Raw genomic sequence first — 14,542 nt, 5'->3', positions numbered from 1 at the left:
CTTCCAAATAAAAAAACATACAATTTTTCTTGTGGGGTGGACATCCTGTCCGCCCATAACCAAGGGCGGGCGAGACGCCCACTCCACAAGAAGGGATAATTTATTTCTTGGTAATCCCTTAGAGTTGTCGCATCACAAGAATTTAGATTCAGAAATTTCTAATTTCTTGAGGTTTCAGATAGCGACAAATCTTTTGTTTGAACAGCAAGCCTTTTGAAAAACTATCTAAACTAACAAGTATTTTCCATTATGAAGCCCCTGACATATTTATGTTTCAGGTGAATAAAGCTTATTAACTGACAAGTCTAAAGACCGTCTTCATGTTTTAATGTCATCACTCACTTTTATCCCTCTTTTGTCACTTTCACAGAGAATATTCAAATTCTTTTGGATTTTCAACCAGATAATAAATTCGGAGAACTTTTATCTTTCATGAGAGTGACATAAGAAAGTTATAGCCGTTTTGTCTTGAATGAAATGCATATCATAGGGGTAAAAACTTTTTGTACCCTTACTATGCATTCTTTACAAAAACAACTACTATAAAGCAAACTTTACTTGATATTTATATATTGGGTCATGAGAAAATTATAAGAACTTTATAAGAACTTTCTTATATTCGCAGCTGATAGCCCATGCCTCTCACGGTCTCGATTAGGTCATTGCCCAGTTTCTTCCGCAGGTATCCTACATACACATCCACAACATTAAAGCAGCGGTCATAGTCGTAGCCCCAAACGTAATTGAGAAGATCCTCCCGGCTGAGGACTTGATCGGCGTGGCGCACAAAGGTATCTAAGAGAATAAACTCGCGGTTTGATAGCTGAACTGTGCGATCGCCAACTTTGACTTGGCGCTTGGGCAAGTCAAGGACGATGTTACCGACTTTTCGGACTACTTCTGGCTTGCGTGCAGGTTCATGTACTTGGCGATCGCGCAACCGCAGGCGCACCCGAGCAAGTAATTCTTCAATACGAAATGGCTTGGTCACGTAGTCATCGGCTCCGCCCTCCAGTGCGGCAACTTTGTCCTTGATATCGTCCCGAGCTGTAAGAACAATAATGGGCAGTCGTTCGCCCTGACCTCGCAACTGTTCCATCACAAGTGTGCCATCTTTACCAGGAAGACTGAGGTCAAGAATTAACAGATCAAATTTGTGGCTGCAACTCATCTGAATTGCTTCGTCACCGTCCTTTGCTACTGCGGTCATGAAGCCATTTGCTCGCAGACTTTTTTCCAGAAAGCTAGCAATGGGAATTTCGTCTTCGGCGATGAGAATTTTATTCATAAAGTCCAATTCAACCTTGGTAAGTTTAAATGGGAATGATAATGGTAAAGGTAGACCCATAACCTGGTTGACTAACTAATTTCACCCGACCACCGTGAGCTTCAGCAATCGCTTTGACAATCGCCAATCCTAAACCAGCTCCCTCAGAACGACGATGACTGTCGCCTCGGACAAAACGCTGGAAAATCCGCTCTTGCCGATCGGGAGTAATGCCTTCGCCTGTATCGCTTACCCACAAACGAAACTGGTCATTAGTCAAGATAGATCCCAAAGCGATCGTATCCCCTTGTGTTGTATGCTTGATCGCATTTTGGACAAGGTTCATTACCGCCTGGGTGAGACGCTGGGGGTCAGCGATGATACGACCCGAACCCTTGGCTTTTAAACACCAATTTCTGTCTGCTAAGGTGCTTGCCTTAACATACAGTTCCTCAGTTAGCGAGCTGATTTCTACAATTTCTATATTTAAAAAATTGGGATGCTCCGCCTTAGCCAGCAGTAGGAGTTCATCTACCAAGCGACTCATGCGCCCCAACTCGCTGAAGACTAATTCTAGTATTTCACGTTGCTCTAGAGAATCAACTTCGAGTTGTTCTAGAGAGCATAGGATAATGGCGATTGGTGTCCGCAGTTCATGACCTGCGTCGTTGATGAAGTCTCGTTGACTGGCAAAGGCTGCCTGGAGCCGTTCCAGCATTTCATTGAAGGTGATTGTAAGTTCAGTGATTTCGTCGCTTCCTTGGATCGCAATGCGTTGCGTCAGATCGTACTCGCTAATCGCTCGGGCTGTTTCACTGAGTAAGCGCAGGCGGATCAGTATCTTTCCTGCTGCTAACCAAGCAATTGCGGAGGTTAAGGCAATAATAGCCATAATCCCCTCGACAATTCCGACAATCGCAACAACCTGATTCACCTCTTCATAAGCATCAGCAGGGAGGTGTGCTACCACAAACACTCCACGAGTTTTTCCCCCAATGTTGACTGGTTCTGCCAGATAGCGAATAGTACCGTGTGTGCTGTTTGACTCACCTCGTTTTGGCTGAGTGAGTTTAGCCCAAACCTTGATCAGTTCTGAGTTAGTAGGAGGATTCAGAAAGTCTGGAATTGCTGTATGACTGGACTTGTAGAATTTGCCGTTTAATATTGCGATCAGAAACTCATCGTCATTGGGAACGTTGCGGGCTAGAAATACATCGAATATAGCAGCAACATCATCCCCAAAGGGTTGACTTGTCATTGGGTTTCGTCCCTTGACTAAGCGACGAAACTCCTCCACCTCCTGAACCAAAGATTTCTCAATATGCTGTTCTAAACGAGCAATGAGGATGCGACGAATTGCTAAAAGTGATACAACGGTGGAGAATACTACCAGCACAACATACGAAGCTATTACCCGTGTTCTAGCTCCAAATACCAATCGACGCCATCGATGCACGTGTCTGATTTGGTTTTGCCACATCCCTAATTTGAACCCTAATTACGGAAGATAGATAGCAATTCTTATTCATTTATGAAATCATAAAACCTCGCGACTCTAGTGGTCTGCCAAGGTAATTTTGATGGTTTGCAAGATTCGGTGACTTCTTGTTGACACCCGAAGGGTGGCTTCGGTGCAAGGTAGAAGTCACCGAGCCTGACCACGATGAGACAATAATTCCACACCTTTAGGGATTTCCAAGAAATAAATTATCCCGGATTGTGGGGTGGGCATCCTGCCCGCCCTTCAGATCGGACGGGTGGGGACACCCATCCCACAAGAAAATTTGGGATGTTTTTTTATTTGGAAGTCCCTTAAGGCGTGGGAGCGTAAATTAAACTGCTACTACCGTACTTACATGCTTCTCCTGCGGTGTTGCAATCATCTGCATTCCTGCTGGTGTGGCTATAGTCAAACCACGGCGGACAGGACGCACGGGATGCTTTCCAACTAGGGACACCTGAAAGCGTGACAGAATAGTTGCCAATACTATCTTCATTTCATATTGAGCAAACGCCATACCAATACAGCGGCGATTTCCGCCACCAAAGGGTAAATATTCATAGGTCGAAAATTGCCGTTCTAAAAAGCGTTCTGGTTTAAATTGCTTTGGCTGTGGGTAGACTTCTTCGCGATGGTGCGCCAAGTAAATACTAGGGATAATGACTGTACCTGCTGGCAGTTTGTAACCACCAATTTCTATCGGAGATTTGACAATCCGAGGGAAAGCAGTCATGGCAATCGGATAAATCCGCAGAGTTTCTTGGCAAACGGCTGTGAGGTAAGGTAATTTGGCAATTGTATTCGGATCTGGGCGATCGCCAAGGGTATCCAGTTCTCGTAGTAATTTTTCCCGCACCTCTGGTAAACAATCAATCCAGTACAAAGCCCAAATCAAAGCCGAAGCTGTGGTTTCATGTCCCGCCACCAACATCGTCATTAATTCATCGCGCAACTCTTCATCTGACATTGAATGACCGTCAATATCACGAGCAGATATCAATAAACTCAGAATATCTTGGCGATTTTGATTAGATTCATGGCGACGTTCTCGAATTTGCGCCAAAATCAATTCATCGATTTTTTGGCGCAGGCGCAAAAATCGACCCCACGGACTCCAAGCCCCAAAATCTGTCCTTAAAAAGCTAAAAAATAAAGCTGTGGACATAAAGGGAGAACTGCTGAATTCCAGCACTGAAGTAAGCAATTGTCGCAGTTCTTCTAAACGCTGTCCTTCATCCAAACCAAATACTACTCGCAAGATGACACGCAGGGAAATTTCTTGCATCGAGGTGCGGATATTGAAAGGTTTGCCTGTTTGCCATCTATCACTAACATATTGAGCGATTTCACGGATAGCATCTCCATAAGCACGCATCCTTTCTCCATGAAAAGGAGGAGTTAATAGTTGTCTTTGGTGTTGGTGGCGATCGCCATCCATGAGAGTTAAAGAATTTACCCCCAGCAGAAATTTTAAAACCTGGTTTCCCCTGCCGCTCTCAAAATGATTGGGGTCAGCGGTGAAAATTTGTTGCAGCGCTTCTGGCTGGCTGAAGTAGACAATATGGGAATCATCTTGTCCCCAGATGGTGAAGGTGTCACCGTAGGTTTTGGCAAAATCTTCCACGTATTGCACAGGCTGAAATATGAATTTCATCAGTCGTAAAAAACGTGGCATTTTTGGCCCATCAGGTAAGCTTAGAGTTGCTGTCATGAATACTTATCTTTAATTAGCGCTTCTGGATTCTATTGTGGCGATTTCAGATATTTTTTGTGTTACGAAACGCGGTATATTCAGGTGAAGACAGGATCGGAAGTAATTTGTGCCAAGAATTATTGCTATCCTCAACGGTAAGGGAGGAGTTGCTAAAACAACTACTGCAATCAATCTTGCTGCAATCTTTGCGGAACAACAAAAGGTTCTTTTGGTAGATGCAGATATTCAAGGTTCTGCTAGTTGGTGGTTTGAGCGTAGTCAGGATGGAATGGGGTTTGATCTATCTCAAGAGACAGATCCCCAACTTTTAGCTCGTTTGCGTAAGATAGAGGGATACGATTTAGTGGTGGTCGATACGCCTCCGGCGTTACACTCTCAAGCTTTGACAGCGGTAGTGGCGATCGCAGACTATTTAGTTTTGCCCACACCGCCAGTACCGATGGATTTAGCTGTCCTCATTGACACCGTCAGGGAAGCAGTCACTCCCGTGGGAGTTGCCTATCGGGTGCTTTTGACTAAAGTAGATACGCGGAGTTTAGGGGAGGCTTTGGAAGCACAAAACACTCTCATGCAGTTAGGAATTCCCGCCTGTAAAGCTTTTATTCGTATATATAAGGCTCACGAACGAGCAGCACTTGAAGGTGTGGCGATTACTCAATGGCGAGGTAACAATGCACGAGAGGCGCAGTCAGACTATCGCCGTGTGGCTGATGAATTACAACGTGATTGGAGGAAATAAAAATAATGGCTACCAGAAAACGTCTTTCTGACGTCATCCAAGAAGAAGCACAAAAAATTTCATCCCCAGAAGCAGAAGGTGATTCTGTAATTGAAGTTACTGCTGAGGAAGTTGCAGAAGACAGTACATCGACCACAGATGAATCTTCCACCAACACCAACGAGCAAACAAACTCTAAACGTACAAACCCAACTAAGGCTGATTTAGAAGCTACAGTCAAACAGTTACAAGCTTCTTTAGAACAATCACAGCAAAATGAGGAGAAATTACAACACAAAGTTAGTGGTCTGCAATCAGTTTTGTCTGAAAAAGAAGCCACAGTGAAAAAATTGCAAGCTTCTCTAGAGCAAACAAAACAAAACGAAGACAATTTAAGTCAGCAAGTTAGCGAGTTGCAATCAGCTTTGTCTGAAAAAGATGTATTAGCAGAACGTCTCACCCAAGAACTTTACGAAGCTAAAAAAGTAGCCCTGCAACTTGCAGAAGCTAATTCCAAGCTCACGGAAGAAATTAATACCTTGAAAAAAGACAAAGAAAAACCCCAAGCAATCACCTATAGAAAATCATACCGCGCCACAGAAAAACTTCCATACCGCCCAACAGAAAAACTACCACCAAAACAACCTGAAGAATCTGCGGATAATTCATCTCAAATGTGGTTACTTGACTGATAAATTTAGATTTGAGATTGTGCCATCAATCCCAAATCTAAAACGCGAAGTGTCCTGAGCAAAGCGAAGGAGCTAAATTCACAATCCATTATCCAAATATACAGTCTGTAATATTGCTCATGTACAATTTTCTACCATTTGCTTACTTTCAAGATCAATTCGTACCTTTTCAAGAAGCAACAATTTCCATTGCTACCCACGCTTTGCACTATGGAACGCTTGCATTTGGTGGCATGCGAGGTATTCCCGATCCGCAAGATCCTACACAAATTTTGTTGTTTAGATTAGACCGTCACTGTCAAAGGTTAAGTCAAAGTGCGAAATTCTTGCACTACAACTTACCAGCTCAGAAAATTCAAGAAGCTATAGTTGAATTTGTAAAAAAAAATCAGCCAACTAATTCCTTTTATATTCGTCCTTTTGTCTTCACCTCTGATTTAGGAATTGCCCCAAGGCTGCATAATATCGATAAAAGTTTCGCTATTTATGGATTAGAATTAGGCGATTATTTATCTCCAGAAGGAGTAAGTTGTCGAATTAGTTCTTGGTGTCGGCAAGAAGATGCGAGTTTTCCACTACGTGGGAAAATTAGTGCAGCTTATATTACTTCTTCTCTTGCCAAGACAGAAGCAGTTGAATCTGGCTTTGACGAGGCAATTCTAATGAATGCTCAGGGTAAAGTCAGTGAAGCCTCTGGGATGAATATTTTTATTGTTAGGAATGGACAAATTTTTACCCCTGGATTTGACCAGGATATTCTTGAAGGAATCACTAGAGATAGTGTTTTAAAAATCGCTCAAGACCTTGGTATTAAAGTCATCGAACGTCCCATAGATAAATCTGAGCTTTTGATTGCTGATGAAGTATTTCTCTGCGGTACAGCAGCCAGAGTTGTTCCTGTGAACAGAATTGAAAACTATTATTTATCAGAACATAGACCAATAACTGAAAAACTCAGGGAAAAACTGACAGCAATTACAGAAAATCGAGAACCTAATTACCGTGATTGGGTATTTTCGATTTCTATTAATTAAGTTATTATAGCGGTTCTCGTTTGAATGAGGTACGCGGGTAGCGGCAATTCATGAATTGCTCCTACCTCAATTGGAAACCGCGATAATTAGTATTTTGTGCTTTTTTGATTTCTCTTCATACTCACACAAGCAAAGTATAACCGCAAATTCCCCTAGAACCTTCACCATAGCTTTCTAAGTACAACATTGCATAAGCTCGCGCGCGAAATTTCTACACCAAGACTCTGCGCCCCTCTGCGTTTACCTCCGCGAGCCTCTGCGTTTCAAAGAAACTCTAAAATATGCTGGGCGGTAATCTGCGGTTGTTCTAAATGAGGGACATGACCGCAATCTTGAATCCAGATGAGTTTACTGTTGGGAATTGCCCTCTTAAAGCGCTTAGCATCCGTAGTGCCTAAAATTTTATCGGAATCACCCCATAAAATCAGTGTTGGTTGCTGAATTTCTCCCAACTTCTTAAATCTAAAAGCAGTGTAACCACCGCTTTTTGTAAATGCAATTAAAGCTTGATGCCAGTCCGGACATTCTAGATGTAATCCTGCACATAATTGAGCATCAATTGAAGCAAGGCTTTTGTTTTTATAAGCAGCGCGAATAATGCTTTGGCGTACCTTGGGATTACGCAAAAATTGAGCTGCGAAATAATCCAACGGTGGAAACATTAATTTGATGAACGGTGAACTTCCCACCAAACCGGCGCTATCAATTAACACTAACTTTTTGACTAATTCTGGGTAAGTGAGAGTAAAATCAATCGCTGCTGCACCCCCCATCGAAGCACCTACCAAAATGACAGGTTGGTTAATCAGAGTTTTCCAAAAATAATAAAGATGAGTCTTGATTTCAGCAGTTCTAAACTTGATTCCTTTTGGTCTGCTTGTAAACCCAAAACCTAACAAATCTACTGCCCAAGTTTCATTGTGTTCTGCAAGTAATGGCAGGAGGCGACGATATTCTAAAACCGAACTGTCAAAGCCATGAATTAACAGTAACGGCGTACCACCACTACCCCTACGCACGTAGGTTGTAAGAATTGGCTCGGAACTCAGGGGAGTAGCGATCGCTATCTGTTCAATGCTTTGAGCTAGAGCAACGGAGGTAGATTCTGTTAGTTGCCCAACGGCGGCTGAGAGAAAACTAGGAAACATAAATTTTAGTTTACCTTGTTGTCTGCCGCAGTTGCTGAATGTGTGCCCGCAGTTTGTCCTGAATTTTTGAGGGTTGGTATACTGGTGCAATTGTCTCGCGATCTGGTGTTACCGTCCAGTCATACTGGCGTAGCAGTGTCGCCAAAATAATTTTCATCTCCATCTGGGCAAATTCAAAGCCCAAGCAAATATGAGGGCCTCCACCAAAGCCTACCAGTGCAAAGGGATGTTTTTTATCTTCTTCATGTGGCGGTGCAATTTGCCCAATCCCCAATCCCCAATTCCCCATTTCCATCTGTTGTGAAGCCGCGTAGAATAAATATCACACTGCCCGAACTTTTGGAGAGTCAAGCCATGCCATTGGCGGTTGGAGTAATTCAAACTTTAGGTTTTCCTGCTGTACTGGCAGCAGCAGACGCGATGGTAAAAACTGCCGAAGTTACTCTTGTATATTATGGTCTAGCAGAAAGCGCTCAGTTTGTAGTTGCCGTCCGGGGACAAGTAGCGGAAGTAAGAAGAGCTATTGAAGCAGGTATAGAAGCTGGAAAACAAGCTCAAGGTAGTGGCGGGAAGGTCATCACCCACTACATTGTTCCTAACCCTCCGGAGAATGTGGAAAGCGTTCTACCTATCCATTTCACCAAAAAATCAGAACCGTTCCGCATTTTCTGACGTGATTCTAAAGTGTTCATTTCACTAATATGCAGGAAAGTCAAGATGATAAACCTATATAAAATATGTAGGAACCTTCGTACAATTAGTTGGTAGCGCCACATACGATTTACTGATATAGGAGATAACCAATGCCACTACAGGCAGTTGGATCAATTGAAACTAAGGGTTTTCCTGCTGTTTTAGCGGCAGCAGATGCGATGGTGAAAGCTGGTCGAGTCACCCTCGTAGGATATATAAGAGCTGGTAGCGCTCGCTTTACAGTTAATGTGCGGGGTGATATTCAAGAGGTAAAAACCGCTGTAGCTGCTGGTATAGCAGCTGTAGAACAGGTTCATGGCGGTACCCTAGAAACCTGGGTGATCATTCCTCGTCCTCATGAAAACGTTGAAGCTGTTCTGCCTATTGGCTTCTCAGAGGAAGTAGAACAGTATAGACAAGCAGTGGAAAATCCGATAGTACCAAGACCCGGTATTCGCTAATTTCCAGAGTCAATAGTCCAGAGTCAATAGTCAAAACATTAACTATTGACTAATGGCCATTGACTATTCACAGAAACCTGGATGGCACAGTTGAGTTCGTTCAGTAAACTGTATCATTGAAAATAGCGATCGCTCAATCCACACTCAGGCTTAATCAAATCTATTTAAAAGTACCCTTCAGGGTACTATGCAATTTTCAATAAATTTTTCAAAATAATCTCGTATGCTACTGTCTCTTTCTCAAACAAGATTTTGAGGACGAGGAAAAGTAGTCTTGCTAAATAAATGCTATGAATCAATGTAGCAATATATTTTTGCTTTCTCTATTCACATCTTGCAGCAATTGCAACAGCCAGGAATCAGCAGCCCCACCCTCGTTACCAGGTTGAACTTGGTAACGACAGAGTCTCTGGCTCTTATAGAGAATGCTGCGGAATCGTAATTATAGCAAGTTTTATAATACGAGTTGCAAAAATATACGTAAATTTATTGGTTAAATGCAGAATTTTTGTACTCAATATTAATCTTTAATCTATGTAATACCCATGTTTTCCAATTTTTAATTTTCAATTTATTAATTTTTAATTGTTTTGGGGACTCCCACAGGAGTGAAACCAAAGGATCTAAAACAGCGTCTACATACAAGGAAATCATAATTTGCCATGCGAACGGGGGCAAATGTCAGCCTTTTCTAACTTCTCATCGGCCAAGGAGCGTCCTCATCCACTCTTAGTGAAACACTTTTTTTGAAGTTGAAAAATGAATGTAGTTTATAAAACTTAAAAATCTGGGACAGTGGGGAAAGTTGCTCACAGACTTTGATTTCCAGGAATATGAGATCGGAAACTTTCATGCAAGTGCAGAAACTCCTGCATAAAACCAGTGAGTCAGAACGTAATAAAAGTAGAATCACTGAGATGTCTGGACTGGACATCTGGTAATTGGGGGCAACTGCCAATCAAAAAGTTGAGTGGGACAACAAACGGGGGTTGTGATGCAAACTTTAAAACAGGGTTTCGAGGAGCGCAATCTCACTATGGCTTCTGAGGCAGACAAAATAGCACAGTTCTGGCACAAACGTCTAGCCCAAGAGTGTCCAGAACAAACTGCGGCCAATAGAGAAAGCGTGGTTTACTGGCTTTTAGGAAGTAACCAAGAGCGGTTTGATCAGTTCAACCCCAAGGAATTGGAAATTGCCAAGCAAGCGATGGAATATCGCTGGAAGATATTACATCAACGCTATTTAGGCAAAGGACGAGAAGCTGCTTATCGTAATTTAATCACTCGTTTAGGCAGTTTGGTGACATTGCGGCATAGAATTCAGACATGGGTTGCCCTCAGCCGCGATCGCCAACGGAGTGTGTTAGATGTTCTGCAAGAAGTCATTCAAGAATTGCTGCAAAGTGATAATTACATGCAGCAGCAAATGGCTTTTATTTCTGAATTTACGACCGATCCCCGATTGCGGAATGCACTACTGTTTGCCAGCACAGAAGAATATTGTTTGCGACCTGTACGCAATCAACCGCTGCTCGTGTATCGTTTTGTAAATTACTTACGTAGAACCCAGCGTGGCGGCCTAACTCAAGTACCTGGTAGTGACATGATTCGGCTAGTCTCGGAAGAGATTCTTACAGACGACAGTGACAACCGGGTGAACTTGGTCGATAGCCAAGCGATCGCAGAATATCAAGAAGCACAAGAACTAGAAGAACAGCAGACGCTGCGACAGTCAGTCAAACAGGAATTTGAAGATTACTTACAACAAAATCTTGGGCAAGAAGCTGTTGAGTGGTTGCGCCTATACCTGCAAGGCAAATCCCAAGATGCGATCGCCAAAAAATTAAACAAGCCGATTAAGGAGGTTTATCGGCTTCGCGAAAAAATTAGCTACCACGCCGTGCGTGTTTTCGCTCTCAAAGATAAACCAGAACTAGTCGAATCTTGGCTGCAAACATCTTTGCAGGAGCATAACTTGGGACTGACACCAAACCAACTTCAGCAGTTACACGAAAAATTGACGCCGACTCAGCGGCAGATTTTAGAACTGCGAAGGACTGGCAATAGCATAGAAGAAGTAGCCGAAAAGCTAAAACTCAAAAGCCATCAGGTAATGGGTGAATGGACTAAAGTCTATCTAACAGCCCAAGCTTTGAGAACCCAAGAGTAAGGTATTGGGAGTGGTAAGACAAGGGAGAGAGAAGGAGCGGGAGATAGGGAGTTGGGGAGGTGGGGAGTTGGGGAGAATATAAAAATGGACTCTCCCCATCACCCCATCCCTCTTTGTCCTCCTTCCCTTAATTTATCTAAAGGTGATGATTTATTTACTGTCCAAAAACTTAAAGGCAGAATAGTATATAAAGAAACATCAAGCAATCAAAGCCTATGTTGTCTTCAGAGGGCAAACCAACTGATACCGAAGCCAGTGCTCAGCAAGAAGTGCTATCCGATACACTAACGCAGTGGGAGCAAAAACTGGAACGCGAGCAAATATTCCGGCTGATTGAGAGTCTTTTGTCTTTTGAAGCTTGCCTCTACCATCAAGTTTTGCCCTTAAAAATAGAAGACAACAGCTTGTTCTTGGGTATGGTCAATTCAGAAGACAGTGCGGCGCTTAATTACGTTTGTCGGATTTTGTCTTATATTAATTGCAAATTGATACCTCTACCAATCACAGGCGATAACCACCGCAGCATACTCTCTGAATATCTCAACTATAAAAATACATCCCAATTGAAAATTCCACAACAGCCTCAAGCTTCGGTGGCAACTGGTCAAGAACAAAGCACACTCAAAGATTTTGAGCAAATTCTTGCCTCTACAAATATCCACTTAGAACCAAATCAACAACCAACAGATTTCTTAGCTCAGCCACCAACTCCTGAAAATTCCCTTTTGCATTCAGATTCTCCCATCAACGCTGACTCTAATGCTACCACACACCCCAAAACAGAAGTACAGCAGGAGCATACTGTAGACTCACCAACTCTCAGTAAATTACCTGTTTTATCAGTGCCAGTTCCAGAGGAATTCACGCCTGTAGAAGTGCTATTGACATTACCACCAAAAAAATTACTGGAAGAATTATTAGGGCGAGTATTAGCTGGAGGAATTGGTCGGCTTTACTTAGAAAGGCTTCCTTACACTGGCAGGATTCTGTGGAGTGAAAATGGAGTTTTGCAGTCAGTATTAGAAAAAGTGCCCCTGTCTGGCTTTCAGGGGGTAATGAATGAATTAAAACGATTTGGTTCTCTTCCTGTGATTACACTCGCAGAACCAAAACAAGTAGAGAGAGAATGCTTGTATCAACAAGACCGTTTGTTACTGCGCTTGCGAGTCATGCCAGGAATGTATGGCGAAGAGGCAACATTACAGGTACTGCGAGGAGCAGCGTTAAAATTCTATCAACAACAACAGTTAACACGCCTTAGCCGCGACGCTTTGGGTATTTCTCAGCAACTCAGCTACAAATTGCATGAATTGCAAGAAAGGCTTCTCCTTAACCGCAGTGTCAATTCGAGTCAGCTAGAAACTTTTAACGCTCTCAGTCAGCTCTTACATAATCTAGACCATCATATCAAAATGCTCTCGGTGGAAACTTAAGAGCCACTCACAAAATCGCAAACCTACCAAGCAGTTGTGGCTGCTTACCAGTGAACTGAGTGCCAGAGGTTATCAAAGATTGCTTGTGCAGCTTTTTATTGGCTTAAGCGGCGAATTTTTCTTGCACGAGTACAAAGGGCTGCACAATCAGAGTATTAAACCGCTTAGTGCGATCGCTATTCCATTCACCCAATTGGTCTAAAGACGGTTTGGTAATTAATGCCTCATCAATCCAGTTTTGTACTTCCAAAACGCGATCGCTAGCAATGGCTACCCCCACTTCTAACAAATCTAATCCTGCTGCTACCACAATTACTGCATCTCTCTGTGCATGGGGAATTAACCACTCCCATTCAGCCTCATCCAGGTTTTCTGTTAATTCTGCTCTTAAATCTTGATTAGTCATTAGTCATTATTTTATATTCATTAGTTACTATACTAGACAAATTTACAGAAAGCATAGCCACTTTTTAAGCTAATTTAAAGGAAAACTACTAATCAATATGTACATATACAGAATATTTTTTGATTTTTACTAGCAAAAACTTTTGACAAATGACCAATAACTAAACTTCCGATTTCATTTCATCTATTTCAAACATAGAAACAATAACACCAGCGATAGGAATTGAAATAAAAATACCCAGTAAACCTGCTACTCTTGCACCTACTAGTAATGCAAAAAATACAACTACAGGATTCAGATTCAGTGCACCTTGCATAATGCGAGGTGCAATTAAGTTATCTTGGATTTGCTGAAGTACAATGCAAGCTACCAGTACTTTTAGAGCCAACCAAACGCCATGAGACAACACAATTAATGTAATTATGCTTACTCCTAATGTTGCACCAATACCAGGAATTATATCAAGTATCCCGACTATCACTGACAATATCAATGCAAAAGGAACTTTTAATAATAAGAAAACTATAAAAGTTGTACTTGCCAGGAATAAAGTTAATAGTAACTGACCCCGAAAAAATCCCAAAAATTTACGTCTGATTACAGTTGTAAATCTACTACGTCGTTGCAGAGGTATCTGTTTAATTAAAAAATACCAAATTTTTTCTCCATCTAGCAACATGAAGAAAGCGACAACTGCAATTAATATAAAAGTCAAAAAATTAGTTAAAATAGATTGTAAAATAGCCAAGCTAGATACAAGACTAGTTATAGCTTGATTGCGTATTTGCTCTTCGATTACAGTTAAATCAAGTTGGATATTGCGTTTATTAAATAACTCTTCTATTCGCTCTAAAAGAGGTACTAAAGAATTGAGAAAAGCACTAACACTGTCAATTAATTGTTGCCCTTGAGATAAAATAGTTAAGCCAACAGTAACTGCTAGACCTCCAATAATTACAATACTAACCAAAAAAACTACAAAAACTGCTAAACCGTGAGGTAAAAAACGCCGCAGCCATTGTACGGGATAGCTAAGCAAAAAAGCTAAAATAGCAGCAAATGTAAAAATAACAATGACTGGTTCAAAGTAAGCTAAAAGTTGGATTATTGCCCAACCAGAAGCAACCAAAAGCAAAAATCGAACTAAGGCAAGGTTATTTAGCCGCGACCAAAAATTGTTGGCTCCAAAGCTACTCATAAATTATTTGGCAAGAGCCTGATAATGGTTAAATTTTTAATTGGTTAGTGGTTAGTGGTTAGTGGTTAGTGGTTAGTGGTTAGTGGTTAGTGGTTAGTGGTTAGTGG

Annotated in this window: 15 protein-coding genes; 8 read left to right on the top strand and 7 right to left on the bottom strand. The window is 41.9% G+C overall.

The genetic code is table 11. The features are described from left to right. The coding region (locus tag HXY43_RS01760) for a hypothetical protein (protein ID WP_290879193.1) at window positions 1-217 on the top strand (217 nt) is incomplete at its 5' end. 396 nt (window positions 218-613) lie between these two features. Here HXY43_RS01760 and HXY43_RS01755 read toward each other — a convergent pair. The 3 genes from HXY43_RS01755 to HXY43_RS01745 all read right to left on the bottom strand — a co-directional run bounded on the left by HXY43_RS01755 (window position 614) and on the right by HXY43_RS01745 (window position 4,479). Next, entirely contained in the window at window positions 614-1,288 is a 675-nt protein-coding gene (locus tag HXY43_RS01755; RefSeq protein WP_026734351.1) for a response regulator transcription factor, read from the bottom strand. Between the two features lie 25 nt (window positions 1,289-1,313). Further along, window positions 1,314-2,723 carry an ATP-binding protein gene (locus tag HXY43_RS01750; protein ID WP_290879190.1) on the bottom strand — a complete coding sequence of 470 codons (1,410 nt, stop codon included), beginning with the start codon at window positions 2,721-2,723 and terminating at the stop codon, window positions 1,314-1,316. 376 nt (window positions 2,724-3,099) lie between these two features. Then, the gene (locus tag HXY43_RS01745) at window positions 3,100-4,479 is read right to left on the bottom strand and encodes a cytochrome P450 (protein WP_290879188.1); all 1,380 of its coding nucleotides are present in this window, start codon (window positions 4,477-4,479) and stop codon (window positions 3,100-3,102) included. A gap of 109 nt (window positions 4,480-4,588) precedes the next feature. Between HXY43_RS01745 and HXY43_RS01740 the strand changes: the two genes are divergently transcribed. The 3 genes from HXY43_RS01740 (at window position 4,589) to HXY43_RS01730 (ending at window position 6,926) form a co-directional block, all read left to right on the top strand. Then, window positions 4,589-5,221 (top strand): ParA family protein, encoded by a 633-nt coding sequence (locus HXY43_RS01740; protein WP_290879186.1) that lies wholly within the window; start codon window positions 4,589-4,591, stop codon window positions 5,219-5,221. Window positions 5,222-5,226: 5 nt separating this feature from the next. Further along, window positions 5,227-5,892: a hypothetical protein gene (locus HXY43_RS01735; RefSeq protein WP_290879182.1), complete on the top strand. Its 666-nt coding sequence runs from the start codon at window positions 5,227-5,229 to the stop codon at window positions 5,890-5,892. A gap of 119 nt (window positions 5,893-6,011) precedes the next feature. Continuing rightward, complete coding sequence (locus HXY43_RS01730; RefSeq protein ID WP_290879180.1) at window positions 6,012-6,926, top strand: branched-chain amino acid transaminase; 915 nt, start codon at window positions 6,012-6,014, stop codon at window positions 6,924-6,926. A 263-nt stretch (window positions 6,927-7,189) separates the two neighbouring features. Here the strand turns inward: HXY43_RS01730 and HXY43_RS01725 are convergent, their stop codons facing one another. Continuing rightward, a complete protein-coding gene (locus HXY43_RS01725; protein WP_290879178.1) occupies window positions 7,190-8,074 on the bottom strand; it encodes an alpha/beta hydrolase in 885 nt (294 codons plus the stop codon). A 10-nt stretch (window positions 8,075-8,084) separates the two neighbouring features. Beyond that, window positions 8,085-8,369: a cytochrome P450 gene (locus HXY43_RS01720; RefSeq protein WP_290879175.1), complete on the bottom strand. Its 285-nt coding sequence runs from the start codon at window positions 8,367-8,369 to the stop codon at window positions 8,085-8,087. A gap of 59 nt (window positions 8,370-8,428) precedes the next feature. Here HXY43_RS01720 and HXY43_RS01715 point away from each other — a divergent pair, with 59 nt between their 5' ends. The 4 genes from HXY43_RS01715 (at window position 8,429) to HXY43_RS01700 (ending at window position 12,831) form a co-directional block, all read left to right on the top strand. Continuing rightward, the gene (locus HXY43_RS01715; RefSeq protein ID WP_026734342.1) at window positions 8,429-8,746 is read left to right on the top strand and encodes a carbon dioxide-concentrating mechanism protein CcmK; all 318 of its coding nucleotides are present in this window, start codon (window positions 8,429-8,431) and stop codon (window positions 8,744-8,746) included. A gap of 131 nt (window positions 8,747-8,877) precedes the next feature. Then, window positions 8,878-9,228, top strand: a complete 351-nt coding sequence (locus tag HXY43_RS01710) for a carbon dioxide-concentrating mechanism protein CcmK (protein WP_026734341.1) — start codon at window positions 8,878-8,880, stop codon at window positions 9,226-9,228. A 994-nt stretch (window positions 9,229-10,222) separates the two neighbouring features. Next, window positions 10,223-11,398 (top strand): HetZ-related protein 2, encoded by a 1,176-nt coding sequence (locus HXY43_RS01705; RefSeq protein WP_290879171.1) that lies wholly within the window; start codon window positions 10,223-10,225, stop codon window positions 11,396-11,398. Window positions 11,399-11,613: 215 nt separating this feature from the next. Next, window positions 11,614-12,831: a pilus assembly protein PilB gene (locus tag HXY43_RS01700; protein ID WP_290879168.1), complete on the top strand. Its 1,218-nt coding sequence runs from the start codon at window positions 11,614-11,616 to the stop codon at window positions 12,829-12,831. A gap of 103 nt (window positions 12,832-12,934) precedes the next feature. On the opposite strand, the gene HXY43_RS01695 is transcribed toward HXY43_RS01700, so the two are convergent. Both HXY43_RS01695 and HXY43_RS01690 read right to left on the bottom strand, forming a co-directional pair. Then, on the bottom strand, window positions 12,935-13,237 hold the full coding sequence (locus HXY43_RS01695; RefSeq protein ID WP_026734337.1) for a DUF2288 domain-containing protein: 303 nt from the start codon (window positions 13,235-13,237) through the stop codon (window positions 12,935-12,937). A 160-nt stretch (window positions 13,238-13,397) separates the two neighbouring features. Next, the gene (locus tag HXY43_RS01690; protein WP_290879163.1) at window positions 13,398-14,435 is read right to left on the bottom strand and encodes an AI-2E family transporter; all 1,038 of its coding nucleotides are present in this window, start codon (window positions 14,433-14,435) and stop codon (window positions 13,398-13,400) included. Window positions 14,436-14,542: the final 107 nt, after the last annotated feature.

The sequence above is a fragment of the Fischerella sp. genome (assembly GCF_013388695.1).
In the GTDB taxonomy this organism is placed as follows: Bacteria; Cyanobacteriota; Cyanobacteriia; order Cyanobacteriales; family Nostocaceae; genus PCC9605.
This window is presented reverse-complemented; position numbering and strand designations above follow the sequence as displayed.

Bases quoted from the DNA above. Each gene is read 5' to 3' on its own strand.
- HXY43_RS01755 (WP_026734351.1), bottom strand. From the start codon at position 1,288: ATGAATAAAATTCTCATCGCCGAAGACGAAATTCCCATTGCTAGCTTT.
- HXY43_RS01745 (WP_290879188.1), bottom strand. From the start codon at position 4,479: ATGACAGCAACTCTAAGCTTACCTGATGGGCCAAAAATGCCACGTTTT.
- HXY43_RS01735 (WP_290879182.1), top strand. From the start codon at position 5,227: ATGGCTACCAGAAAACGTCTTTCTGACGTCATCCAAGAAGAAGCACAA.
- HXY43_RS01730 (WP_290879180.1), top strand. From the start codon at position 6,012: ATGTACAATTTTCTACCATTTGCTTACTTTCAAGATCAATTCGTACCT.
- HXY43_RS01725 (WP_290879178.1), bottom strand. From the start codon at position 8,074: ATGTTTCCTAGTTTTCTCTCAGCCGCCGTTGGGCAACTAACAGAATCT.
- HXY43_RS01720 (WP_290879175.1), bottom strand. From the start codon at position 8,369: ATGGAAATGGGGAATTGGGGATTGGGGATTGGGCAAATTGCACCGCCA.
- HXY43_RS01715 (WP_026734342.1), top strand. From the start codon at position 8,429: ATGCCATTGGCGGTTGGAGTAATTCAAACTTTAGGTTTTCCTGCTGTA.
- HXY43_RS01710 (WP_026734341.1), top strand. From the start codon at position 8,878: ATGCCACTACAGGCAGTTGGATCAATTGAAACTAAGGGTTTTCCTGCT.
- HXY43_RS01705 (WP_290879171.1), top strand. From the start codon at position 10,223: ATGCAAACTTTAAAACAGGGTTTCGAGGAGCGCAATCTCACTATGGCT.
- HXY43_RS01700 (WP_290879168.1), top strand. From the start codon at position 11,614: ATGTTGTCTTCAGAGGGCAAACCAACTGATACCGAAGCCAGTGCTCAG.
- HXY43_RS01695 (WP_026734337.1), bottom strand. From the start codon at position 13,237: ATGACTAATCAAGATTTAAGAGCAGAATTAACAGAAAACCTGGATGAG.
- HXY43_RS01690 (WP_290879163.1), bottom strand. From the start codon at position 14,435: ATGAGTAGCTTTGGAGCCAACAATTTTTGGTCGCGGCTAAATAACCTT.